Here is a 24,929-nt window from a genome sequence, read left to right as displayed (position 1 = left end):
CAGGAGATGAGATTAAGCGAAAGACGAAGCGTTGGAAATCGGCGAAGCCTCGTCAAAAAGTTCAATGCGGTCGAAGCTTCTCTGAGGATCTGTCAGGTTTAAACCCTTGGCTTTTTGCATCTTTTCAGTATCTGATGAAACGCTATGTTAAGCACGACGGCAACCGAGAGAGGGGTCAAGTCATGTCTGTAGTCAGCGAGTTTCGTTCATTTATTGCAAAGGGCAATGTTATCGATTTGGCAGTCGGTATCATCATTGGCGGCGCCTTTACCGGCATCGTTACATCGCTTGTCAATGATATCGTCATGCCGGTCGTCGGCGCGATCACCGGCGGCGGTTTCGATTTCTCCAATTACTTCATCGCGCTGTCGAGCGCCGTCACGGCTCCGTCGCTGGAAGAGGCGCGCAAGCAGGGCGCTGTCTTCGCTTATGGCAGCTTCATCACTGTTATGATCAATTTCGTCATTCTCGCCTTCATCATCTTCCTGATGGTCAAGGGTGTGAACAAGCTGCGCGCCATGGAAGAAAAGAAGCCGGTCGATGAAAAGCCTGCACCGCCGCCGGCCGATATCCAGCTTCTTTCGGAAATCCGCGATATCTTGAAGACGAAGTAACGAGACGCCTTGAGCCTGCAACTCATCAGAACAATGAATTGCAGGCTCAAGGAAACTCATGGGATTTCCGGACTTTTCTGCGCTATGAAAGGCACACGAAAAACAGGAAATCCGCATGTCTCTGCTTGGCTCCCTCAGTTCCCGCGCTCTTGCTGCTCCTGAAAGCGGCATTGTCGAGATCATTACCCATGCCCGCATCGGCGGCCGTGACGATCTGATCCCGCTTTGGGCGGGTGAGGGCGATCTGCCAAGCCCGGATTTCATCAACCGCGCAGCATCCGACGCGCTTCTGGGTGGTGAGACCTTCTATACCTGGCAGCGCGGCATTCCCGAGCTGCGACAGGCGCTTGCCGATTATTACACTCGCCATTTCGCGGTTTCGCTGCCGCCCGAGCATTTTTACGTCACCGGTTCCGGCATGCATGCCATCATGATGGCCGTGCAGGCGATCTGCGGACCGGGCGACGAGATGATCTATCTGTCGCCCACCTGGCCGAACATCGTTTCCGCAATCGAGCTTTCCGGCGCTGTCGCTACCGGCCTGCCGCTTGAGTTCACCGGTGGTAAATGGTCGCTCGACCTGAATAGGCTCGAAGCAATGATCACGCCGAAGACCAAGGGCCTGTTCGTCAACACGCCGTCCAACCCGACCGGCTGGACCGCGACGAAGAAAGACTTGGCCAGCATCCTCGGGCTTGCGCGTAAACACGGCCTGTGGATCATCGCCGACGAAATCTATTCCCGCTATTATTACGGCGGCGCGGTGAGGGCTCCGTCCTTCCTCGATATCGCGGAGCCGAACGACCGCATCATCTATGCGAACTCGTTCTCGAAGAACTGGTCGATGACCGGCTGGCGCGTCGGTTGGCTGGTCGCCCCGCCGGAATTGGGGCAGGTCATCGAGAACCTCATCCAGTATTCGAATTCCGGTGTCGCCCAGTTCATGCAGCGTGGCGCCGTCGTGGCGCTGAATGAAGGGGATGCTTTCGTTGAGGAAAATATCGAGCGCGCCCGCGTTTCTCGCGACATTCTCTGCGACAGGCTGATCGCCACCAACCGTGTCCAGACGCTGAAGCCCGAAGGGGCGATTTATGCGTTCCTGAAAGTGGATGGCATCACTGACAGCCGCGCGGCGGCACTCGATATCGTCGACAAGATCGGCGTGGCACTCGCACCGGGATCGGCCTTCGGCAAGGGCGGCGAGAATTTTCTCCGCGCCTGCTTCCTGCGCAATCCCAAGCATGTCGAAGAGGCCGCCGACCGGCTCGCGGGTTATATCAAGGCGCTCTGAGACAGTTGCCGGGGCTATTCGATAAAATTCGAAATATCCCCGAAAACCTCCCTTATCCACGTCATCGGATATAGTTGGGTCACCCCTTCATAAGTAACCGGTGATCAAGCGCCGCAATGCTTTCCTGCAAAAAACAAAAGGCAGGGAAGTTGTTCATGGCAGTGCTGGTAACAGGCGGTGCGGGGTATATAGGCAGCCATATGGCCTGGGCGTTGCTGGATGCCGGGGAAGACGTTGTCGTGCTTGACCGGCTTTCGACCGGCTTCCGCTGGGCGGTTCCGGATGCGGCGCGCTTTTATCTCGGCGATGTCGGCGATCAGGCCCTGCTAGCCCAGGTCTTCGCGGAAAACCAGATCGAGGCGATCATGCATTTCGCCGGCTCGATCGTCGTGCCGCAGTCCGTCGCCCATCCGCTCGATTATTATGAAAACAATACCAGCAAGACCCGGCTTCTCGCCGCTGCCGCGATCGAGGCCGGCATCAGGCATTTCGTCTTTTCCTCCACCGCTGCCGTCTATGGCGACCAGAAGGACGACACGCCGGTTCTGGAAAGCGCGATGACGTTGCCGAAAAACCCCTATGGCCAGTCCAAGCTGATGTCGGAACTGATGCTGCGCGATGCCGCTGCGGCTTATGATTTCCGCTTCGTCGCCCTGCGCTATTTCAACGTCGCCGGTGCGGATCCGCTCGGTCGCACCGGTCTTTCCACCGTCGGTGCAACGCATCTGATCAAGCTCGCCTGTGAAGCAGCCCTTGGCGAGCGGCCTGGCGTCGATATCTACGGCACCGACTATCCCACACCCGATGGCACCGGCGTGCGCGACTATATTCACGTCACCGATCTCGTCGAGGCGCATCTGAAGGCCCTGAGCTATCTGCGCCGCGGTGGCGAGCCGCTGATTGCCAATTGCGGTTACGGCCGGGGGTATTCGGTTCTGGAAGTGCTGAACGCGGTCAAGCGTGTCAGCGGCCAGTCCTTCGAGGTTCATTACGGTCCGCGCCGACCGGGCGATGCCGCAAGCGTCGTCGCCAATTCGACGCTCGCCCGCAGGCTTCTCGAATGGCAGCCGCGCCATGACGATCTCGACCTGATCGTCGAGACCGCGATCGCCTGGGAAGGGCAATTGGCCGGTCGCCGGGTGGAAGATCTCCGCTCGCTCCACCAGCGTCTGGCCGCCGTGCGCTTCTGATGCGCGATCAACGACAGGGGTGTCATGCCGAAATGATTATGGATAAGCGATTGCTTGAGGAGTAAGGGAAGCGCAAACAATCTGATCCGACGGATATCATGCGCCTCTCTTTGACAGCCGGTCTCGTTCTTCTTTTCTGCGGTATTGCCGCCTTGCCGGCCTATGCCTCGGATATCCCCAAGGCCGCCGCACAATCGCCGTCAGCCGTTTTGCCAAAGGTAAAACTGGTTGAGCCGCGCCTGCATCTTGCCAAGGGTGAGGCCGGCGCCAAGTCGCGTGTCGCTCTGACCTTCGACGCATGCATGGGTGCCGTCGATGAGCGCATCCTGTCGACGCTGATCAGCGAGCGTATCCCGTCCACGATCTTCGTCACCGCCCGCTGGCTCAGAAAGAATCCGCAGACAGTTGCGGTCTTTCTCGCCAATCCGGACCTGTTCGAGATCGAGAACCACGGCGAGAACCACATTCCGGCGATCGATGTCGCCGTGCCCGTCTATGGCATCCCGTCCGCCGGATCACCACAAGCCGTATCGCGGGAAGTCGGCAAGGGGGCGGAAGCGGTGATTGCTGCGGGCTTTTCGGCGCCCCGCTGGTTCCGGGGGGCGACGGCGAAATACGATGCGAGCTCGATCGATGAGATCCGCAAGATGGGCTATCGCGTCGCCGGTTATTCGCTGAACGGCGATGACGGTTCGCTGCTTGGCGCAGGCGCCGCCGAGAAGCGCATTGCGGCAGCCAAGGACGGGGATGTCATCATCTCCCACATCAACCAGCCGACCCATGCGGCAGGGCAGGGTGTCGCCAATGCTATTTTGAAGCTCAAGGCCCGCGGCGTTGAATTCGTCCGGCTCGCCGATGTCGAAACTATCGGCGACAACGATACGACCGGGCAGCGCCCCGGCCTGTTTTGAGCGGTTCGCATCTGCTGCGCCATCGCACCCGATTCTAAAACATGAGTTAAATCCTCAAGTCACTTGATCTGCAGCAAGTGGCCCCATGTCTCCAGCCTCTAGATTGCCGTCATATTGACGATCGGTAATCAGCGGAGAAGTTCGGGCATGGCATCGAGTGAGGACTTGGCACGCTATTTTGCGGCCGGAACCGGGCTCGATCCGCTCAGTGAGGCATTCAGCCGGCGGGGGGCGGTGATGCCGTTTCGCGGCAAGCGGCGTCTGCCGCCGGAAGAGATGCAGGATGTCTGGCTTGAGCTCCAGTCTCAGCCGGCTAAACCGGGCAAGCGGCTCGCCTATATCCACGTCCCTTTCTGCGCCAACCACTGCCTGTTCTGCGGCTTTTACCGCAATGCCTACGTGCCGCAGATAGGGGCGGATTATACCGAACTGGTGATCGAGGAAATCAGGCGTGAGGCGCAAACCACTGCCCTGCGCCACAACCCGATCCACGCCGTCTATCTCGGCGGCGGCACCCCGACGGCGTTGAGCGCGGAGGAACTGTCGCGGATCATCACGACTGTCCGCACCGAGCTGCCGCTCGCGCCCGATTGCGAGATCACCGTTGAGGGCCGGATCATCCATTTCACCCCGGACAAGATCGATGCCTGCCTGGAGGCCGGGGCGAACCGGTTCTCGATCGGCGTCCAGACCTTCGATACGGATGTGAGGAAGCGGCAGGGACGTCGCTCCAGCCGCGAAGAGGCCGTCCGCTTCCTCGAATATCTGCGCGACCAGGATCGCGCCGCTGTGGTGATCGACCTCATCTACGGGCTGCCGGGGCAGACGCTGGATGTGTGGCAGCGGGATCTGGAGACGGCCGTCGATATCGGTCCCGATGGGCTTGATCTTTATGGATTGAATCTCATTCCGACCACGCCGCTCTTCAAGGCGATCGAGGCAGGAAAGTTTCCGGCAACGCCGAGCCTGAACCAGATCGGCGCGTTCTACCGAACCGGAGCCGATTTCTTCCGGCGCAGGAACTGGCGTCAGATCAGTAACAACCACTGGGCCCGCACCACGCGCGAGAGAAATCTCTATAACCTGTTGATCAAGCAGGGCGCCGATTGCATCGCCTTCGGTTCCGGCGCCGGCGGTTCCATCGGTCCGGTCGGTTACGGCCTGAGCGGAGATCTGGCGGTTTATGGCGACGACATGAGGGCAGGCCGCAAATCGCTCGGCATGATGATGATTTCCGACGAGCTTTCCGCCCTGCGCACGCTGGTGACGGCAGGTTTCGAGGTCGGGCATCTCGATCTCGGCCAGCTGGACCGGACTTCCGGTCGCGCCATGACGCCGGTACTGGAGCCGCTTATCGCCCAGTGGCAGGGGGCGGGCCTCCTGTCGTTTGCGGGCGGTATCGTCGAACTCACCACCGCAGGCCGCTTCTGGTACTCGAACCTGATTGCCGCCCTCCACGACATTTTAACCCTTGAACTGGGCCCTTCACGGGATGCGGCCTGAACGAACTCATTGAAACGGAGCAGGGACATGTCCGATCTCGACCAAGCCGAAGCCATCATCAAGATCAAACAGGCCATCGCCGAAAAGCCGGACGGCGTGCTGGAAGCGCTTTCGGCGCAATATGGCGTCCCGTTTCAGACGGTGCTCGAATGCCTGCCGGAAGGCGTGACCCGCATCGACGGACACCATTTCATCGATGTGCTGACGGATATCGCCAACTGGGGCGACGTCATGTTCATCTGCCATTCGAAAGACGCCATCATCGAGTTTTCCGGCCCTGTGCCCAAGGGAGAGATGGGCCACGGCATGTATAATCTGCACGGCGGACCGGGCGGCCTTTCCGGCCATCTGCGCCCGGAAAACTGCGCCGCGATCTTCTTTGTCCGCCGCCTCTTCATGGGCATGGAAACCAGGTCGATCCAGTTCTTCAATGCCGAAGGCGAGACCATCTTCAAGATCTATGTCGGGCGCGACAGGGAACGCAAGTTGAAGGCCGTGCAGGTCGAGCGCTTCGAACGGCTTTCCATTCAATTCGCCAGGCCTGCAGGCAATGCCTGACATGCGGCCGCTTCTGATTTTCGGCGCCAGCCGCGGCGTCGGCCTTGAACTGGCAAAGCTCGAGCGCGCCGCCGGTCGTCCGGTGGCAGCGATGCTGAGGCATCAATCGGATGCCGTGGATCTGCTGCAGATCGGCGTCGAGATCCTGCGCGGCGATGCCCTGTCGCGGCCAGAGATAGAGCAGGCGCTGTTACGCCTGTCCGGCCCGTTTGACGTCGTGTCGACATTGAGCGGGCGAGGCGAGGCTGGCCGGCTTGTCGATGACGAAGGCAATATCAACGTCATCGAAGCGACGGCTGCGAGTGGCAGGGCAGGGCGCTTTGTCTTCATCACCTCCATGGGCTGCGGAGACATGGCGCCCTATCGGTCGGAAAGAGCGATCGCGGCCTTCGGTGCGGTCGTCGACGCCAAGACGTTTGCCGAAGACAGTTTGAAAGAGAGCGGTCTCGACTGGACGATCCTGCGTCCGGGCGGTCTCGTCTCCGAAGCCGCCACGGGCAATGGGCTGCTGACCCGCAACCCTCGGGTCCACGGTTTCATCCACCGCGCCGATGTCGCACTGCTTGCCTCCCGGGTGCTGCGTGACCCCACGACATCCCGCCATGCGTTTGCCGCTGTCGATCGGGACCGGATGAGGTGCGACACGCCGGTGGAACCCTTCTCGCTCGCGTGAGGCAGTCCGTTCCAGCATTGCGCACCCGGTGATAAAAACACCGGGTGCGCTTTTGTTTTCCGGGCTTTTTGGTTATGGACATCCATGGCCGAAAATGACGACGTAAATGATGATGCCCTTGCAAGGGGCGAAAGCCGCGGTGATCGCGCCCGCAGGTCGCAGGCGGCGCGAGAGGCCGACCGCAAGGCAAAGGCCGCTGCCAAACTTCGCGAAAACCTGATGCGTCGCAAGGGACAGGCCCGCGCCCGTCGCGCCGGCGAAGCGGACGATACACAGGGACTTCCGGCATCCACACCGTCTGCCGCAAAATCGGACGAATCATCCTGATTTATGTCGGCCACGGGATACTACGAGATTTCACGAACATTGAAGCGCCAGGGGTTTTCGTCTAAGGACGCGACCTTCCGAGCGTGAGAGGGAAAGTTTTTCAACCATGGATCGCATTCGCATTACCGGCGGCAACAAGCTGAACGGCATCATTCCGATTTCCGGCGCCAAGAACGCCGCCCTGCCGCTGATGATCGCCTCGCTTCTGACCAGCGACACCCTGACGCTTGAAAACGTGCCGCATCTGGCAGACGTCGAGCAGCTTCTGCGCATTCTCGGCAACCACGGCGTCGATATTTCCGTCAACGGTCGCCGCGAAGGCCAGACCGACAGCTATGCCCGCACCATACAGTTCACCTGCCGCACGATTGTCGACACCACCGCTCCTTACGAACTGGTCTCGAAGATGCGCGCCTCCTTCTGGGTCATCGGCCCGCTTCTGGCGCGTGAAGGCAAGGCCCGTGTTTCGCTGCCGGGCGGCTGCGCCATCGGCACGCGCCCGGTCGACCTCTTCCTCGAAAGCCTTGCAGCGCTTGGCGCCGAGATCGAGATTGACGGCGGTTATGTCAACGTATCGGCCCCCAAGGGCGGTCTCGTCGGCGCGCAATACACTTTCCCCAAGGTGTCCGTCGGTGCGACCCATGTGCTGCTGATGGCAGCAACGCTCGCCAAGGGCACGACCGTCATCGACAATGCTGCGCGCGAGCCGGAAATCGTCGATCTGGCGGATTGCCTGATCGCCATGGGCGCCAAGATCACCGGCGCCGGCACGAAGACCATCACCATCGAAGGCGTCTCCTCCCTGCATGGCGCGCGTCACCGCGTGCTGCCGGATCGTATCGAGACCGGCACCTATGCCATGGCCGTCGCTATGACCGGCGGCGACGTGACACTGACGGGCACGCGCGCCTCGCTGCTCGACAACGCACTCGACACGCTGAAGCTCGCCGGTGCGGAAATCACAGAGACCGAAAGCGGCCTGCGCGTCGTACGCAACGGTAACGGCATCCAGCCGGTCGATATCGTCACCGAACCCTTCCCGGGCTTCCCGACCGACCTGCAGGCGCAGTTCATGGCGCTGATGACCCGTTCCTCGGGTGTCTCGCATGTGACTGAAACCATCTTCGAAAACCGCTTCATGCACGTGCAGGAACTAGCCCGCCTCGGCGCCAAGATCTCGCTCTCGGGCCAGATGGCGCGGATCGAAGGCGTTTCCAAGCTGAAGGGCGCACCGGTCATGGCGACCGACCTGCGCGCCTCCGTGTCGCTCGTCATCGCCGGCCTTGCTGCCGAAGGCGACACCATGGTCAGCCGCGTCTATCACCTCGATCGCGGTTTCGAGCGTCTGGAAGAGAAGCTTACCCGATGCGGCGCAATCGTCGAACGCGTCAGCGACTGATCGTCGCCCAGATCACGAAGTCTTTGAAAGGACGGCAAGGAAACCCTTGCCGTCCTTTTTCGTATCCCTATGTTGAAGCGGCGTCCCAAGTTCCTCCCGCCTCATCTTCATGATCCGGCTTGGTCTTTCTGTTTCAACGCAATTCCGCATGCAGAACCTGCGCCCACTTTTGCTGGAATTGCTCTCATCGGAGATTTCCCAATGGCTGACGTTTCTTTTCCCGTCTGGTTCATCACCGGCTGCTCGACCGGCTTTGGCCGCGAACTCGCCAAGCTGACGCTCGACCGCGGCTGGCCGACCGTCGTCACCGCGCGCGACAAGAGCCGTCTTGCGGATCTCGTTGCCGGTTACGACAATGCGCTTGCCGTCGATCTCGACGTGACGGATCAGGCCCAGATAGAGGCGGCGGTAAAGGCTGCGGAAGAAAAATTCGGCCGCATCGACGTGTTGGTGAACAACGCAGGATACGGCTATCAGGCCTCGCTCGAGGAAGGTGAAGAAGCCGAAATCAGGGACATGTTCGACGCCAATGTCTTCGGACTATTCGCCATGACGCGTGCCGTCCTGCCCGGCATGCGCACCCGTCGCAAGGGACATGTCCTCAACCTGACCTCCCAGGCCGGTTTCATAGGCTTTGCCGGATCGGGCTATTACGCCGCCACCAAACATGCGGTCGAGGGCTTTTCCGATGCGCTTGCCGCCGAAGGCGCTCCGATCGGCATCAAGGTGACCTGCGTGGCGCCGGGGCCTTTCCGTACCGATTGGGCAGGCCGTTCGTTGAAGCAGACACCGGTGAAGATCGCCGACTATCAGGAGACGGCCGGTAGCCGCATGACCACGACCGCAGGCTATAGCGGCAAGCAGCCGGGCGATCCGGTTCGTGCCGGCGAGGCGATGATCAAGGCGACCGAAACGCAAAACCCACCGCGCCATCTGGTGCTCGGTGAACTTGCCTATAACGGCATCACCGGCAAACTTGCGGAGCGCCTTGCCGAAATCGAGAGCTGGAAAGATGTCAGCCTCTCTGCAGATTTCCCGAAATAAGCTTTTGACATCCATTGAACGAAGCCGGGGCGTGATATCCGCTCCGGCTTTTTGTTGTGTTCTTCAAGCCGATCGCTGCTGCGCCTGACGTCGAAGGATTTCGGTTGTCGTGTCGCGGTCTGCAGGCCGACCGAACAGATACCCCTGTGCAAAACCGCAACCGAGACGCTGCAGGCGAAGCGCCTGATCGGTGGTCTCGACACCTTCCGCCACCATGCGAACACCCAGTCCGCTCGCCATGCCGAGCAGCGCCCTGATGATCACCTCGCCGGGACCGCCCGACATGCGATCGACGAAGCTCTTGTCGATCTTGACGATATCGACCGGGAAATTCAGGAGATGGGTAAGCGAGGCATAACCGGTGCCGAAATCGTCGAGTGCCACCAGCAGTCCATCGGCCCGCATGCCTTCGATCGTCTGGCCGACCTTGCTGTCGCGTTCGTCCATATAGACCGTTTCGGTGACTTCGACGACGACCTGTTCGGGCGGCACCTTTTCCTGTGAGAAGATCTGGCTGATCCGCGCCCGCAGATCTCCCTGATCGAAATCGGCCATCGACACATTCACGCTGACATAGGAAAGCGGAATATCCCGATCGCGCCATGAGCGCATGTCGCGGGCAACCTGCTTCAGCATGAGGTTCGTCAGCTGATGGCCCAGCGACGCATCCTGCAAGGCTTCCGCAAACATTCCGGCCGAAAGAACCTGTCCGTCCGCCGTGCGCACGCGGCAAAGCGCTTCCAACCCGACGATCTCTTTGGTGTCTAGCCGGACGATCGGTTGGTAATACGGCTCTATACGCTCTTCGATAAGTGCGTTGGTCACTGTTTGAAGGACACGAAAACGCTCCGTCATCGCGCCGGTAAGCTCGTCGCTGTAAAGAACGAAACTGCCGCGCGCAGTCTGTTTCGCATGATGAAGCGCGAGATTGGCATGCTGCAGATAGGACGGAACGCCGGACGGATGCGATGGGTCGCAGATGGCACCGCCGCAGCTTGCCGAGAGGCGAAGTGTGTGGCTGTTTTCCTGCAGGTTGCGCTCTGCCATCGCCTCCAGGATGCTTGTGCAGACCGTGGCCAGATCCGACGGATCATTGTCGATCAGCACCGCAAATTCGTCGGCATCGACTCTGAAACTTTTCTCAGGTCCGATATTCCGCGTGATCGCATGCGCCGCCTCAAGGATCAGCCGGTCGCCAGTCGTGTGGCCGAAGGCATCGTTGATCTGCCCGAGATGGTCGATATCGATCAAGAGGATGCCGAACGGATCGGGATTGTTCTTCGCCCTCTCCTCGACCGTTCTGATGAAATTGGCGCGGTTGCCCAGCCCTGTGAGAATATCGAAATAAGCAAGTCGCTGGTTCTCCGCCTTCATCTCTTCGCGTTCAAGCACTAGCGAGCAGAGGTCGACGCATTCGGCAACGATCATACGCTCCTCTTCGGTCGGTCCCCGGTTTTCCTTGTAGTAGAAACCGAAGGCACCGAGCACACGACCGTCGCTCTGCAAGATCGGGCTCGACCAGCAGGCCATGACCTCGTGTTCTCTTGCCAGAATGTCCGCGAGCGCCCGATACGGCAGCCAGTAAGGATCGGTGAAGATATTCTCGACCGCGATCGGCTGACCAAGAAAGGCGGCAGTACCGCAGGAGCCGACACCCGGCCCGATCGCGATACCGTCTAGTGCTGCCGAATACTCTTCCGAAATGGTTGGGCCGGCCAAAGGATGCAGATGGCCGCTGCGATCGACGGTGACCAGCGAGCAGAGCACGCCTTCGGCCATCTGTTCGGCATGGCTGCAGATATGATTGCCGGCCTCCCTTACCGAGCAACCGCGAGCAAGCATATCCAGTATTTCCTGCTAAGTCGTCCCCTCCCGACTGCCATCCGTCAAAATTTCCCGGTTCTAAATGACTTGGATATCGAATGTTCCGATGATGTCCGTTGAAAGGTAAGTATAAGGTTATTCTGGTGGGCGTAATTATTATAAAACATCGATATTGTTGAGAAATATGGTTGCGAAGGTGACGCAGGTCAATGTTTCGCACCTCCGCGCGCCCTAGCGTCCGGGCAGCTCTTGGGGAATCCTATCTACACATGACATATTTTGCCTTCCTCTCCGCTGTTCTTGCGCTCCTGCTGGCGCCGGGGCCGACGAATACGTTGATGGGCATTGCCGGCGCGCGCGGCGGCCTTGGCGCCTCGGCGAAGCTTCTGCCCGCGGAACTTGCCGGTTACCTGACGGCGATCCTGCCGCTGACATGGTTGGGCGCGGAACTTCTCGCCCGTTTTCCTTCCGCTTCTGTCGCATTGAAAGTGGTTGCGGCTGTGTGGGTCATGTTCCTGGCAGTCAGGCTCTGGCGCATGCCGGGCGATGCGCAAAACGGCAGCGGCGTGACCGCTGGCCGTGTCTATCTCACCACCGTGCTCAATCCCAAGGCCCTGATTTTCGGCCTCGTGCTTTTACCGTCCCCCGCTGACAGTCAGTTCCTGCCGCGCCTTTTCGCCTTCTGCATCATGGTCATGGTCGTTGCCATGCTGTGGGGTGGCTTCGGCCGGCTGACCCAGGCGGGTGATGGCGGCAACAGGCGGTTGCTGCTGGTCCAGCGTGCGGCCTCCATCTGGCTGGCTGTCGTATCCGTGACGCTGATTACCGGCGTGTTGCGAGCGTAGAGCACTTCCGCTTTTCTTCGAAACGCGAAACCGCTCTATCTCTTCATTTTACCGCAATTCCGGACGCAAAACCGGTTCCCATTTTTGCTGGAATTGCTTTAGCCGAAACGGCTGGGCGAAAACGCTGTAAGATCCATGGCGGGTGACTGATCCTGCAGGAGATCCGCCACGAGCCTTGCCGTGCCTGCCGATTGGGTGAGGCCGAGATGGCCGTGGCCGAAGGCGTAGACGACGTTCGCAGTCGCCTTGGCCCGGCCGATTGCCGGCAGGCTGTCCGGCATGGACGGCCGAAAGCCCATCCACTGTACGCCGCCTTCGGTTTTCAGGCCCGGCAGAAAGCTCTTCGCCTTTTTCAGCATCGCTTCCGAGCGCGCGTAGTTCGGCGGCAATGACAGCCCGCCGAGCTCCACCGCGCCACCGACACGGATGCCGCTGGTCAGGCGGGTGACGACAAAGCCATGGCCGCCGAATGTGACCTGCGTGCGCAGGTCGAGCGCATCTGAGGGGAGGGTGGTGTTGTAGCCCCGCTCGGTCTCGAGCGGTATGTTTTCACCAAGTGTGCGCGCAATGCGATGCGAGAATGCGCCGGCCGCAAGCACGACCTTGCCGGCCAAGCGTGCAACATCGCCGGCAAGCACGATCTCGACGCCATCCGAAACCGGGCGCAAAGCCTTGACCTCGGCAATCTCGACGACGCCACCGCGGGCGCGAAAATTCTCGGCAAGCACCAGCGTGTAGAGTTTCGGATCGGCGATCGAATACCAGCCGGGCGTGAACGTGCCGCGGATGAAGCGGGGCGCGATCCCCGGCTGGATACCGGCCATCTCGGCGGCGTCCATGTGCTGGAACTCGATACCGTGCTCTTCGCGCGCTTCCCAGCCGGGCAGCGAGGTGCGGAATTCGGCATCGCTTTCATAGACCTGCAGATTGCCTTCCTTGCGCAGCATGGAAAGCGTGTCGGTGGCCGACAGGAAGGGCTCGAGCTCGGCCTTGGAAAGATCCATCAGCGCCGTCTGGGCGCTGGTCGAATGCGCCACGCGCGAGGCCGAACAGGCGCGCCAGAAGCGGAACATCCAGGGCGCGATGTTGAGTGCATAAGCGGGCGGAATGGAAAGCGGCCCAAGCGGATCGAGCAGCCATTTCGGCGCTTTTTTCAGGATGCCGGGGGAGGCAAGCGGGAGGATATCGGTAAAGGCGAAAGCGCCTGCATTGCCCGCCGAAGCGCCCGCCGCCGGACCCTCCCGGTCGATGACCGTAACGTTGAAACCGCGCATCTGCGCAGCGATGGCGACGGAAAGGCCGACGACCCCCGCCCCGATGACGACTATATCCGACCTTGCCATTTCCCTGATCGTCCCAACCTCACGCGGCCGTTTGCGGCTTCGCGCATCTTCCCCTTGTTATGTGACAAAGCCCTCCTTGTGGGAGGGCTTTGCGTGTTCGAATATCAGGCCTTGCAGGTCTGAACTGCGCCGGGCAGCTTGCTCCAGTCGGCATACCAGCTGTCGAAGAGTTTCAGCTGTGCCTCGACATAACCGCGCTGGCTGTCGGAAAGCACGTCGGTCTCGATGAAGTTGAGCGAGAACTCCTTGTTCCCCTTCAACACCATCATGTGCTTGAAATAGAGCACCAGATCCGGGCCTTCGTCGAAGGAGGAGAGCACGCCGAGCGCCTCTTCCAGCTCTTTGGCGCGCACGCGCGCATCCGCATCGCCCTTGGCGGCAGCCTGGGCGAGATTGCAAAGATGCAGCACTTCCTTCGGCAGAACATTGCCGATGCCGGTGATGGCGCCGGTTGCGCCGCAATTGACATAACCGTGGTAGACGGCAGTATCGACGCCGATCATCAACGTCACGTCGTCGTCACGGCTGGTGATGTTTTCGGCCGCATAACGCATGTCTTCCTGACCGCCGAATTCCTTGAAGCCGACAAGGTTCGGATGTTCTGCGCGCAGCGCGAAGAACAGGTCGGCGCGGGTGGCAAAACCGTAATAGGGGCTGTTGTAGATGACCGCCGGAAGATCCGGAGCCGCCGACAGGATCGCCTTGAAATGCGCCTTCTGGGCGGAAATGACTGAACCGCGCGAAAGGACGCGCGGGATGACCATCAACCCTTGAGCGCCAACCTTCTGAGCGTGCGCGGCAAGGGCAACGGCCGAAGCGGAGTTGATCGCGCCGGTGCCGACGATGACCGGAATGCCGGCCTTCACCAGGCGCTCGACGCCTTCCATGCGCTGCGCGTCCGTCAGAAGCGGCCAGTCACCCATCGAGCCGCAATAGACGACGGCCGACATGCCTGCTTCGATCAGCTGCTTGCCCTTGGCAACCAGCGCGTCGAAATCCGGCGTGCGGTCGCTTTTGCAGGGGGTCATCAGTGCCGGTACGACGCCGGAGAAAATCTTCGATTTCATCTTGCAAATCCTCGATATCAAAACGGCCGGCGGAGACGATCCCTAGCCCTTGGATAGAGAGAATACTCCTTCCATTTTCTTTGTCGACAAAAAAAATACAAGATGTCAAAGATCAATATCGAGGCGGTCGTTGCGGGTCAGGAGCCTGCCGATCTGTTCAACGATCTGCTCGCCATGCGCCTTGCCGAGACGGTCTGCCTCGGCAACGTTACGCGCCTCGACGGCGGCGATGATTTCCTCATGCTCATCGACATAACGCGGCGGCAGGCGATCCTCGTAGGACTGGTAATAGAGGCGCAGCATGCGTCGTCCTTCGCCGAGCAGCCGGTCGAAAAAGCTGGCGTAATAGGCATTGCGGCCGCTAGCCGCGATGGCCGAATGAAAATCGGCATTGGTGGCGATCATCGCCAGCGCATCCTGCGCCGCCACCGCCGCGCTGAACTCCGCCTGCCGCTCGCGAATGAGAAGAAGATCGTCCGCCCTGTGATGCTGAGCCGCCAGCCGGGTGGTGACGCGGTACATCAGCACGAGCGCATCGAAATAGGCGGGCATGCCGAGAAAATCGATATTCGACACCATGGTCGACCTGTTCGGCAGGGTCTCGATCAACCCTTCGCCGGCAAGCCGCACCAAAGCCTCGCGGATCGGCGTGCGCGACATGCCGAAACGCGCCGCAAGCTGCACCTCGTCGATCGCGCTGCCGGGCGAAAGCTTCAGGTCGAGAATCTCGTCGCGCAACAGATCATAGACCAGTTTGACCCCGGAGCCGCGCTTGCGTTCCGTGATCTGGCTCGAATCGTCATTGGTCATTTGCGCCTCGCGTGTCGACATGATGTCTTTTCGTCTTAGCGTATTAGACGCGAGGCGTTAAGCCAGAGGCGTATAGATCTCTTCGGTTCGTTCGATCAGGAAAGTGGTGGCAAGGCGACCGAAGGTGTGAGCGGGGCCGGGACATGGGGTCAACAAACAGGAAGACGGCAATTCGCGCCGAAATCAGGTGGCGGGTAGGCCTATTCTGTGGCCCGTCTCGAAATCGAGAGACATCTAATTTCGGATAAATGTCATTATCTCTTCATTTTTCTCAGATTGAGGTTGATCCTGGAAAATTCATCGGTATATATCGCGCCGTTCCAACGTTTTGGGTCCGCAGCGACACAGAACACTTTTAAGGACAGGTGGCCGAGTGGTTTAAGGCGCACGCCTGGAACGCGTGTGTGCGTGAAAGCGTACCGTGGGTTCGAATCCCACCTTGTCCGCCATTTATCTTATTAATACGCTGATTTTGTTTGGTTTTTTATACGGCGAATAAGCTGGCCCATCATTCAGCCCATCAGCTCCTTTTTTTGTGATTTTTATCTGCGCCGGGATTGTCATATCCGGGTGCGGTCGGATACACCCCGTAACACGGGCTCGAAAGGTCCATGCGCAAGACGTGCTAAATCAATCTGTTCGCCAACAGGCGGAATAGGGTTTAGTATGAAATGCGTTCCTCCGCGCCGGGCAACAAGCCTGGACGAACTCTCCCACAACAACAGCTACGCTGCGATGAAGGCTGGCCTTGGCGACGATACGGAGAATATCTCCGATCACGCAGAGCCCCAGCACGCAAACACGCGCTCGACGAAGCGCATCTCTACCGGCTCCTCTCCGGATAACGCCAATATCCATGTCCCCAACAAGGTGTCTGCCTCCGCTTCGTTTGGCCCCTATCTGTCGGATAAGGAGGTCGCGCAGCGCTACGGAGTGAAAAAACAGACGATCTGGCGGTGGGCGAAGAAGTCGGAAACTTTTCCGAAGCCCATCAAATTCCAAGGTACGACGACGCGCTGGTGCCTCGCGGCGCTGATGGAGTACGAGCGCCGCGAAAAGGAGGATCACGCGTGAGCACGGCTCCGTCGAAGCAGCCTCGCCGCAACCTTCAGGACCCGCGCAAGGCAAAGGCAAACTACCTCTATACCAGCGAAAATGTCATCAGCCTCTACGGGATCTGCGCGAACACCCTGACCAACTGGGTGCAGCGCGGCTTGGTGCCCTATCAGTCGGGCCGCAAGCGGCTGTTCAAGGGCGAGCATCTGAATGCCTTTCACCAAAATCGACGCCAGAAGGCGAAGCATGAGGTGGAACTAGATGAGGTGTACTGCGTCATATGCAAAGACACCCACTCTCTTCTGGTATCCGAAGTTCAGGCCACGCTCTTCAAGGGAAAGATGTCGGTATCTACCCCGTGCCCCAAAAAGGCATCGCCGGCCTATAAATGCATGTCGATCGGCGATTACGAGGCTCTCCAGGCGCTCAGAAAACCAATCCCAGAACGAAGCCAGAAGACTAATAATGATTCCGGCTCTCTTCCTGGGTTTGGGATTGAACAGGTTTTTTCGGATGGCAGCTGCCAACCGCCGAGTGCGGAACAGATGCACTTAGCAGTTTCACTGCCGCCCAAGGCGATTGAGATGGGCAATACCGCCAAGGCGCAAGTTATCGCCAAGCCCTCCGCTGCTGAGACCGAAAACGCGTTCGCAATTTACGAGTATCAGATGCTCGTGAAGGAAGCCCGTGGACGTCATGACAAGACTGTAGACGCGATCCTTCGCCATATCTGGCAGTTTGTCGATCTTTCGGGCAAGGGTGACTTCCGCGAGGTCGACAAGGAAACAATCGCGCTCTTTAAATCGGCCTTCCAAGAGAAGGGTACGGATGGCAAAGCGCGGGCCGCACAAACCGTGGTTCATGCCTTCGCTCACCTGAAGGGCTTCTTCGAGTGGCTCACGGAGCAGCCGGGGTACTCGTGTGTGCCGTCGCATCTCCACGACTATTTCACGCCCCCGCGACGGCTGGTTAATATTGCCAATGCGCCAACCACGAAGAATTACCCCTCTCACGAGGAAATCGTTGCAGCAGTGGAATCAATGGCCGGCAACTCGTTCTTGGAGCGCCGAAATCGTGCGTTGCTGGCGTTCGCATACCTGTCCGGCGTTCGCGTGGGGGCACTCATCACCTTGCAGATAAAGCACGTCGATCTGAAGCTGAAAGCGGTGGATCAACTAGCTGCCGAAGTCGCTACCAAAAACAGCAAAACGATACGTTCGGATTGGTTCCCGGTTGGGGAGATGTTCGAGGCAATCGTTTCAGACTGGATCACCGATTTGAAAGCGCAGGGCGCCACCGGCGAGACGCCTCTCTTCCCCAGGGGAGCACGGTACACATTTGGCGCCAGAAACGGTTCCGGCTGGGAGCCGCTGAAGGACGAAGGAACCGTCGCAAAGATCTTCGCCCGCATTGCGATCGATAATGGCATTGATCACTTCACCCCGCATCGGGTGCGTGACACGATCGGCTCGATGATCTTTCGCTGGGCTTCAAATCTGGAGGAAGCGAAGGCCCTCAGCCAGGGCTTTGGGCATGACAACCTAAAAACGACGCTGGATCACTACGGAGCGATCAGCGAAGCGAGGCAGCACGAACTGTTCTCGGGAATTAGGGACCGGAGCGAGCTGCAGTTTGGCGTCAACACCCGCAGCCTTACCCCAACAGCACGCGTGCAGCTTCAGCAAACGGTCGAAGACTTTATCGAGAAGATGATGTCGATGCTGAAGACGGAATAGGTAAAGAGCCTCTTTCTCGTTATCCAGCTCCCAAACCGCGGTTCCAAAATCAAGAATAGCGCGGCGGCCACACAGGCCACCGCTTCAGCCAGAGGCTGCCGAAGAGCAGAACGCAATTGCGTAAACCAGCTGGGGCCGAACTTAGCGAACTGATGGCTCCCTCGAAGTTGAGGCTTCCTTGCGACGTCTCATTGACGCCAAAAGAGCAAGGGCACCCTCGAAATTGAGTTCCTCCCGTCGCTCTGGATCAAAATAGCGGGGATAGAGGATATATGCCGCAGCGAAGATCTCTAGGGGCGTGCGCCTCGCCGTTCGGCGATCACACTTCTGGCGATCGTCGGTGGCGCCCCAGCCGGCATAAAATGGCATGCCAACGCAGGTTACTGGGATATCGCGGATCAACGCTTCGAATCCAGAAAGCGATGTGATCGTATAAACGTGATCGACAGTATTGAAGGCGTCCGCGAGCGTGATGTCTTGCTCGAGGATCATAGCCAGATGGCTGACGTCCCGAGGGTTTGACTGATATGGCCGAGTGCCGTGCAGCAGTTCGGGATGTGGCTTGTAGATGATCTGCGCGCCCGGATTTTCATAAGCAGCGATCTTCACGAGGTCGTTGTTATCGATCTTACGGTCGCAACCCTTTTCGATTGATGCATCACCCTCTACTTGTCCGACAACGAGGATACGCTTGCGCGTCTTCGGACCATATGTTGCATCAATGTCCACATCGTTCGACGCATTGTATTTCGAAAGCCTTGAGGCGATGAGCGCGCCCATGCCGGCCTTTGCGCGCTCGATCAATCGGGGATTGGCCTCAAAATCGTAGGTTTCTATGATGCGCTCAAGATCGGACTGTTTGGTCGCATCGAAATACATTGCCGAGCTATCAAAGCATAGCGAGATCGGCGGAGCCCGCGTAGCGCCTAGTGCGATTGAGCGAAGGAAACCGTCTTCTACCCTCGTAATGGGGATGGCATGTCGCAGGCAGAAGTCTTCGATAAAGGGCGGGATTTTATACCCCCACACATAAACCTTCGAGCCTTTGCGCATCAGCATAAAGGGCGCAATCAGGAGATAGAACCGTAGCTTGCCTATATGCCTGTTGCGTCGAACTACCTTCTCTCCGGCCAGCCAATGTTTGATGAAGTGTTTCCAGGTATTCAGGCCCAACACATAAGAACGTGGCTCGAGCTGTGGCATCGCTCGAGACAAAAATGATGCCAGCCGCATATGAAAATTCCCACTCATGGCTGGTTCGTCTCATTTCAGAGGAGGAAATGCAATGCGCAACGAAGCGCCGCCCACCTCAGTGATTGACATCAGCAAAGTCAGCTGCGCTCGCTCGAACCGCTCAAATGAGAAGCATTTTGTGATGGAGATGTATGCTGCGGCTGAGAGTGGCGACACCCAAAAATGTGATCGATGTAACATAAAATATAGCCGCCACGAGGGCGGCTAAACTCGCGGCTACCACCGAGAAAACAGCTATGCGATTTTCGCCAAGCTTTCCTGTCTCTTTCTCTCGGCTATTTCCCCGTCGATCGCGTCTATGCGATCTCTAAGGTTTTTCCACGTTCCGATGGGAACGTCATCCATATCCGGGGCACATGGCTCATCGAGCGCGCAGGGAAAGGACTGCTCGGAAGGACGGAAGTCAAGACCGGGGTCACGACGGACGTAACTAACCTCCAGGGAGGTCACGCCATAGGTATGATCGGGAAACCAGTAGGTCCCACTGTAATTGTTAAAATGAAGGTGAACCGGCGCATGTGTCGTGTCTATCTTGCGCATCACTGCCAGATAGCGGGCGAAAGCGGCAACGTCAGGCCGCATACCGTGAAACTCCACGATAATCTGTTTGAATGCCTTGAGATCCTCAAGGCTCATGGCCTCAAAGACATCCCATTCCGAGCCCTCGATGTCGATCTGCAAAATCGCATCTTTTCCCTCCGGCACACGCTCAGCGATGACATCGGAAATGCTTCGCCAACCTTCCGGCAAGTTAGCACCTGCTCCAACATTGGCCTTCGTGAAAATCAGGTTGGGGTGCTCATCCGGATGGTTCTCGATCGTGCCATCATATTGATAGACCTTATATCCCCGCTCCGCCATTTCGAGATCCCAAGGGGATTTCAAAGATACACCCAAGCTTAAGGCTACACCGTCCCGACCGGGATCGAGCATCACATAGCCGCCATCGTTAGCGCCACCAATCCGGACCATATCCAATCCCGCCGCCGATCGCGGGAAGAGTAGGCGCAGCATCTGATTCCAGGCCTGCATGTGACGGATGTGGGGAATGAGGATGATATTCGACTTCGGGCGCCAGCGAGCCCGCTTAAGGATGATGTCGTAAAGTTCCTGCTGCTGAAGAGATACACCAATCTTGTTCATAAAGCGCTTCCCAGTGACACTTTAGGGATAATGTACGGAGTGCCTCAGAGAGGCAACAGGTCGCAGCGACATATCCGCGCGATTGACGCGTGCAATGCTAAGCGCACCACCCATGCCCATAATCACGGGGCCGAAACTCATTTAATAGGCGACCTTCGCTGGCGGTTTACGACTATCGACGCCGTGTCTATGTTTGCGGAAAAATCAATGAGGAATGCCATGGGCGTGCACGACACCATCAAGGCGCTGTTATCTACAAAACAGGGTTCACGAGACTTAGATTTGGAAGTCGCAGCCATCTTTGGATGGAGCACCGCAAAAGTGGAGACGCCAGATAAGGCTAGTGGCTTTCTAGTCTATAAAACCGTATGGATCGACCCGAAGACATCGCAACCCGGGTTTGTCCCGCACTACACAACCGACCTGCAAGCCGGTTATGATCTTTCGGCAGAGTTATCCCCTCAAGGAGCCGTCGCAGTCGTGATTGAATCTGACGCAAGCCGAGCCACCTTCGAGGGCGAAGACCCGATTTACCATCCAGACCCAGCAGTAGCCCTTTGCATCGCTTGCCTGACATACGCCTCACGTCATGCGTAAAAGCTGGGCGCCCAGATCGAGACGTGCTCCAGATGGAGGTAAGATCTTTCGCGCAGGTAGATTTTGACGAATCGAACTGGTTTTTCATGGTCGATCTCGACAACTAGACGATCGTCACCGGCGCCGAAGGCAACGCGTCGATCTGGGGAGTAGACATCTACGTACTCCTTTCCATCTGCGGATACCGAGATTGCAATACTCGCGGCTCGCGCGGCGTGATCATCTGATCGATTATGAACCTCTACTCGTCTGATTAAATAAGCTGCATCAAGGCTTACGAGAAGGCTTGGTACATCATCCTTGTTCGTGTGGAAATGAACCTTCCCAAGAGATTTAGGTCCAAATGGCTTGGGAGCAAAGCCCTTCCACACGCTGCTGGGCGTGCATTTCGCGCCAATGGCCACGTTCCTCATACTGATCGACGAGGCAACTGGCCATTTTCGATCAAGGACGCCACGCAATTTCTCGGTAAGGCCGAGCCTTTCGAGCGATTTGTGCAGCTCTGTTTCAGCCAGAGGCATGACAACATTGGAGAGGTGGCATCCGTCGTAGAGGACTTCAGTTTTGGTCACATATCCGACGTCGATCAGGTGATCGAAGATAGTAATATGATCAATCCGGCCTTCTCCGACTTTTTGAGCCAAAAGCTCATTGAACCGTTTGGCAGCGTAATTTCGCTCAAGTACCCCTCCAACTGTGGGAAAACTTGGATGATAATTAACCTTGCCGGGAGGAGATGAAGGGATAGGTCCCCATATAATGCAAGGAATATCGTACTTCTTCACGAGCGAGTTGATTGCAAACAGATATCTATCGACGACTTTGGCCACTTCCGCGTCAAGTGACGTCTGGTTTATAATCGCGTTCCTTACGATGTGAACGCGACAATCGATTTCTCCGAAGCTCAGAAGTAAACAGCCATATTCTTCCCTGCGGCGATCAAGGTGATCCGTAATTTTCTCGATGGCCCGTGTAGCCGTTCCGGGCTTGCTCAAGCCATAGGCAGTTGCGGGCCCGACATGCAAGAGATCCACGCCCTCAAAAACACTCCTTTCCGAAGAAAGATTATTGTAGCCTGACCAGAATTGCGAATGACTGTCACCAGCCGCGAGTATCCTGTCGCGATTGCCCTTGGGACCAGAGCCCCCCCTAAATGCATTAATGAGTCGGCTGATCGGCATGCTGAAAAACCCGTGGTCGGTGAGTCGAAATCGGCGAGAGTTATAGCTTAGCGACTAAACCGCGCCATAGAATAATTAGCCCGATATCTAAGCTCCAGATTTCGATAGGCGGAACGCATTATTGGTCTAGACGAGATCATGGCGCCTACACAAAAGCTCATGTGTCGCCGTATTCTGATCCAATCCAAACCGGAGCGATAACTCAGATGGCGATTAACCACCGTTTACACCTGCGGCACGGCCTTTATATCTGTGCGGCACGAACTTAATGGAATCAGGTGGATTAGGTGAAGCTCAACAAGGAACAGCAGAACTCGATATTGGGATCGAGCTACAGCACGTATCGGGCGTTGATCGCTTATCTCGCGAACCGCGGCGATTCCTCCACATCTTCGCTCGACAGGAGCAAAACGGTTGCCGTTAGTGTCTATGACGACCAGATCGATTCTCATCAGCCCCTTCTGAGAAAGGTCTACCGGGATAACATACAGGGAATGAGTGACGTCAATCGGCTCTGGACTGACCGTTATCTTTTCTGGGGTGCCAAATTCGGCCGTATCGATCGTTTAGCAGCTCGTGCCATGCAGAATAATGCTCCAGCATGGTTTGTCGAGGACAGCTACATACGCAGCGTCGTCGGCTCGCTCGTCAAGGAGAGAAAAGAATACAGCCTGAGTTGCAGCCTGACCTTTGACGACCTAGCGCCACATTATGACGGAAACTATCCAAGCAGGATCGAGCAGATCATCCAGGCTCAGCAGCCGCTGGCGCCCTCCGAAGCAGCAGAAGTTCGGAGAAAAATTGATTCCATCATCGACACGCGGCTAACCAAGTACAACGATCAGCCGATCATGGACGACGTGTGTATCGGAGCACGCGACAAGAAGGTCCTCATCATATTGCAGAGCTACGGGGATGCGTCGGTTGAAGTTACCGGGGGCGACACCGCCGTGTTCGAACGAATGCTCAGCGACGCCATAAATGAAAATCCCGACGCTGACATTCTGGTGAAAACACACCCGGATACGATCATTAAGTCGAATAGAAGCTACATCAACGATAGAAGCGACAAGCTTCATTTTCTCAATTTTCGTATCAATCCTATTTCGCTCCTTCGTTACGTGGACAAGGTCTACGTATATTCATCACAGATGGGCTTTGAGGCCCTCCTGCTCGACAAGCAGGTCAAGATATATGGCACTCCGTGGTACGCAGGCTGGGGATTGACCGAGGATGTCAAGCCAATCAGCAGACGCGCAGATTACCCGAGGACCATCGAGCAACTCTTCAAGGCTTTTTACCTCGATTATTCGCACTACTTCGACACGGACGGCGCCGAGACCACCCTTGAGCAGGCGAGCAACAACATATTGTCGCTGCGAAAGCAGTTTTTCGACGAAAAGTATCGTGCAAAAAAAGTACTGATCATCAAACTCGACGGTATTGGCGATTATATCCTGGCGCGCGATCCCATGCGTTCCCTAAAAACCTCCGATTACTTCAAAGATGCAGAGTTCTCCCTTCTCGGCGACTCGGGATATCGCGGTGTACCGGAAGCACTGGACGGAGACTTTTTCTCAAACTTCAAATGGGTGAACAGGCGCGCCAACCGGTTTATGAATTGGCTGGAACGGGTGCGACATGACGCCGGCGGCACGCGGCGAAAGGTTCTGGATGTCCTGTCATATCTCTACCTAGTCTACTCAATGGGCATCAAAACAGGCATCCGGAAATCGGACTACGACTGCATTGTCGTTTGCTGCTGGAACCGTCGCCTACGCAACACCATCCTGCTGTTTCTAAGATGGATGAAGCCAAAGTATACGGTCGGCCTCGCAACAATGGATTTCAAGAAATCGCGATACTCTATCTCGATTCCCATCTCAGGCGACCATCTCAAATATTTCCGTTACGATCTGGAAAAGGCTTTCTTCAGTGCGCTGGCCCCTGCCCAAGAATCGCTACCTTCAGTTCAGCAAGCAAAAACAAGCTCCGTTGTTATGGTGGTCGGAGCGTTCCACGCCAAACGGCGCTGGCCAATCGAACGCTATCTTGAAGTTGCGTCTTGGCTATCCAAGGAACACGGGCTCGCCGTGACCTTGATAGGTGAAAGTGAGTTACCCACGCTTCCCAAGAATATAGCCGACGATAAAAATATCACACTTTCTTTGGGCAGACTGCCCATAGAGCAAGTAGTATCCTTGATCTCGTCAAGCTCCTTGGTGATATCAAACGATACCGGGTTTTATCACCTCGCAGTTGCTCTCCATAAGCGTACCGTCGTCATTTCCAATGGCAACTCCTACTCAACATTCTTGCATTATCCGGATACACACCCCGATGCCCTCAACATTAGGGAGGTGCTCGTGCCCGAGTTCGAGAAAATGCTGAAAACTCAAAATATGGATAAGGTCAGGGCATTTACACGCTCGTCTGACCTAGATATCGCCACCGTCACGGTCGAGAAGGTCAAGGCAGCGGTGATTGATGTTATGAAGATTTAATCACTCGGGCTGAAAGGCTTGGCCGAGCCGGATATCAATTTCGCTCGTGTCCGAGCAAA

Annotated in this window: 22 protein-coding genes and 1 tRNA gene; 16 read left to right on the top strand and 7 right to left on the bottom strand. The window is 57.5% G+C overall.

Annotation, left to right across the window (positions count from 1 at the left end):
• Positions 1-182: 182 nt before the first annotated feature.
• The 10 genes from mscL to GGE33_RS12095 all read left to right on the top strand — a co-directional run bounded on the left by mscL (position 183) and on the right by GGE33_RS12095 (position 9,510).
• Positions 183-614, top strand: a complete 432-nt coding sequence (mscL, locus tag GGE33_RS12140; protein WP_148144440.1) for a large conductance mechanosensitive channel protein MscL — start codon at positions 183-185, stop codon at positions 612-614.
• Between the two features lie 115 nt (positions 615-729).
• Entirely contained in the window at positions 730-1,905 is a 1,176-nt protein-coding gene (locus tag GGE33_RS12135; RefSeq protein ID WP_183823397.1) for a pyridoxal phosphate-dependent aminotransferase, read from the top strand.
• A 155-nt stretch (positions 1,906-2,060) separates the two neighbouring features.
• Positions 2,061-3,095 carry a UDP-glucose 4-epimerase GalE gene (gene galE, locus GGE33_RS12130; protein ID WP_183823395.1) on the top strand — a complete coding sequence of 345 codons (1,035 nt, stop codon included), beginning with the start codon at positions 2,061-2,063 and terminating at the stop codon, positions 3,093-3,095.
• A gap of 98 nt (positions 3,096-3,193) precedes the next feature.
• Positions 3,194-4,006: a polysaccharide deacetylase family protein gene (locus GGE33_RS12125; RefSeq protein ID WP_183823393.1), complete on the top strand. Its 813-nt coding sequence runs from the start codon at positions 3,194-3,196 to the stop codon at positions 4,004-4,006.
• A 147-nt stretch (positions 4,007-4,153) separates the two neighbouring features.
• Entirely contained in the window at positions 4,154-5,509 is a 1,356-nt protein-coding gene (gene hutW / locus GGE33_RS12120; protein WP_183823391.1) for a heme anaerobic degradation radical SAM methyltransferase ChuW/HutW, read from the top strand.
• A gap of 27 nt (positions 5,510-5,536) precedes the next feature.
• Positions 5,537-6,067, top strand: coding sequence for a heme utilization cystosolic carrier protein HutX (gene hutX / locus GGE33_RS12115; RefSeq protein ID WP_183823389.1), 531 nt, complete (start codon positions 5,537-5,539; stop codon positions 6,065-6,067).
• A gap of 1 nt (position 6,068) precedes the next feature.
• A complete protein-coding gene (locus GGE33_RS12110; protein ID WP_183823387.1) occupies positions 6,069-6,740 on the top strand; it encodes an SDR family oxidoreductase in 672 nt (223 codons plus the stop codon).
• Between the two features lie 84 nt (positions 6,741-6,824).
• Complete coding sequence (locus GGE33_RS12105; RefSeq protein WP_183823385.1) at positions 6,825-7,067, top strand: hypothetical protein; 243 nt, start codon at positions 6,825-6,827, stop codon at positions 7,065-7,067.
• A 106-nt stretch (positions 7,068-7,173) separates the two neighbouring features.
• Complete coding sequence (gene murA, locus GGE33_RS12100; protein ID WP_148144432.1) at positions 7,174-8,466, top strand: UDP-N-acetylglucosamine 1-carboxyvinyltransferase; 1,293 nt, start codon at positions 7,174-7,176, stop codon at positions 8,464-8,466.
• A gap of 201 nt (positions 8,467-8,667) precedes the next feature.
• Complete coding sequence (locus GGE33_RS12095) at positions 8,668-9,510, top strand: oxidoreductase (RefSeq protein ID WP_183823383.1); 843 nt, start codon at positions 8,668-8,670, stop codon at positions 9,508-9,510.
• Between the two features lie 63 nt (positions 9,511-9,573).
• Here GGE33_RS12095 and GGE33_RS12090 read toward each other — a convergent pair whose 3' ends face one another.
• A complete protein-coding gene (locus tag GGE33_RS12090; protein WP_183823380.1) occupies positions 9,574-11,352 on the bottom strand; it encodes a putative bifunctional diguanylate cyclase/phosphodiesterase in 1,779 nt (592 codons plus the stop codon).
• Positions 11,353-11,603: 251 nt separating this feature from the next.
• Here GGE33_RS12090 and GGE33_RS12085 point away from each other — a divergent pair, with 251 nt between their 5' ends.
• A complete protein-coding gene (locus GGE33_RS12085; protein WP_183823378.1) occupies positions 11,604-12,179 on the top strand; it encodes a hypothetical protein in 576 nt (191 codons plus the stop codon).
• 98 nt (positions 12,180-12,277) lie between these two features.
• Here the strand turns inward: GGE33_RS12085 and GGE33_RS12080 are convergent, their stop codons facing one another.
• From GGE33_RS12080 to GGE33_RS12070, 3 genes are all read right to left on the bottom strand, one after another.
• Positions 12,278-13,531 carry an NAD(P)/FAD-dependent oxidoreductase gene (locus tag GGE33_RS12080; RefSeq protein WP_343062448.1) on the bottom strand — a complete coding sequence of 418 codons (1,254 nt, stop codon included), beginning with the start codon at positions 13,529-13,531 and terminating at the stop codon, positions 12,278-12,280.
• A 95-nt stretch (positions 13,532-13,626) separates the two neighbouring features.
• A complete protein-coding gene (locus tag GGE33_RS12075) occupies positions 13,627-14,589 on the bottom strand; it encodes a dihydrodipicolinate synthase family protein (protein WP_183823374.1) in 963 nt (320 codons plus the stop codon).
• Positions 14,590-14,694: 105 nt separating this feature from the next.
• Positions 14,695-15,399: a GntR family transcriptional regulator gene (locus GGE33_RS12070; protein WP_183824106.1), complete on the bottom strand. Its 705-nt coding sequence runs from the start codon at positions 15,397-15,399 to the stop codon at positions 14,695-14,697.
• Between the two features lie 359 nt (positions 15,400-15,758).
• Here GGE33_RS12070 and GGE33_RS12065 point away from each other — a divergent pair.
• From GGE33_RS12065 to GGE33_RS27840, 3 genes are all read left to right on the top strand, one after another.
• Positions 15,759-15,848: transfer RNA gene (locus tag GGE33_RS12065), tRNA-Ser, on the top strand.
• A 217-nt stretch (positions 15,849-16,065) separates the two neighbouring features.
• Positions 16,066-16,473 carry a helix-turn-helix transcriptional regulator gene (locus GGE33_RS27385; protein WP_210303627.1) on the top strand — a complete coding sequence of 136 codons (408 nt, stop codon included), beginning with the start codon at positions 16,066-16,068 and terminating at the stop codon, positions 16,471-16,473.
• Positions 16,470-18,191 (top strand): tyrosine-type recombinase/integrase, encoded by a 1,722-nt coding sequence (locus GGE33_RS27840; protein WP_183823372.1) that lies wholly within the window; start codon positions 16,470-16,472, stop codon positions 18,189-18,191. Before GGE33_RS27385 ends, GGE33_RS27840 begins: the two co-directional genes overlap by 4 nt.
• A gap of 141 nt (positions 18,192-18,332) precedes the next feature.
• Here GGE33_RS27840 and GGE33_RS12050 read toward each other — a convergent pair whose 3' ends face one another.
• Both GGE33_RS12050 and GGE33_RS12045 read right to left on the bottom strand, forming a co-directional pair.
• Positions 18,333-19,424: a capsular polysaccharide export protein, LipB/KpsS family gene (locus GGE33_RS12050; protein WP_246435969.1), complete on the bottom strand. Its 1,092-nt coding sequence runs from the start codon at positions 19,422-19,424 to the stop codon at positions 18,333-18,335.
• A 255-nt stretch (positions 19,425-19,679) separates the two neighbouring features.
• Positions 19,680-20,588: an FkbM family methyltransferase gene (locus tag GGE33_RS12045; RefSeq protein WP_183823370.1), complete on the bottom strand. Its 909-nt coding sequence runs from the start codon at positions 20,586-20,588 to the stop codon at positions 19,680-19,682.
• A gap of 219 nt (positions 20,589-20,807) precedes the next feature.
• On the opposite strand from GGE33_RS12045, the gene GGE33_RS12040 reads away from it, so the two are divergent.
• Positions 20,808-21,185, top strand: coding sequence for a hypothetical protein (locus GGE33_RS12040; RefSeq protein ID WP_183823368.1), 378 nt, complete (start codon positions 20,808-20,810; stop codon positions 21,183-21,185).
• Here GGE33_RS12040 and GGE33_RS12035 read toward each other — a convergent pair.
• A complete protein-coding gene (locus GGE33_RS12035) occupies positions 21,176-22,366 on the bottom strand; it encodes a discoidin domain-containing protein (protein ID WP_183823366.1) in 1,191 nt (396 codons plus the stop codon). The genes GGE33_RS12040 and GGE33_RS12035 overlap by 10 nt on opposite strands.
• 287 nt (positions 22,367-22,653) lie before the next feature.
• Here GGE33_RS12035 and GGE33_RS12030 point away from each other — a divergent pair, with 287 nt between their 5' ends.
• Positions 22,654-24,870, top strand: coding sequence for a capsular polysaccharide export protein, LipB/KpsS family (locus GGE33_RS12030; protein WP_183823364.1), 2,217 nt, complete (start codon positions 22,654-22,656; stop codon positions 24,868-24,870).
• Positions 24,871-24,929 lie beyond the last annotated feature (59 nt).

This window comes from Aliirhizobium cellulosilyticum (assembly GCF_014198105.1).
In the GTDB taxonomy this organism is placed as follows: domain Bacteria; phylum Pseudomonadota; class Alphaproteobacteria; order Rhizobiales; family Rhizobiaceae; genus Neorhizobium; species Neorhizobium cellulosilyticum.
Note: the sequence above shows the minus strand (reverse complement) of the source record. Positions and strands in the feature narration are given on the sequence as shown.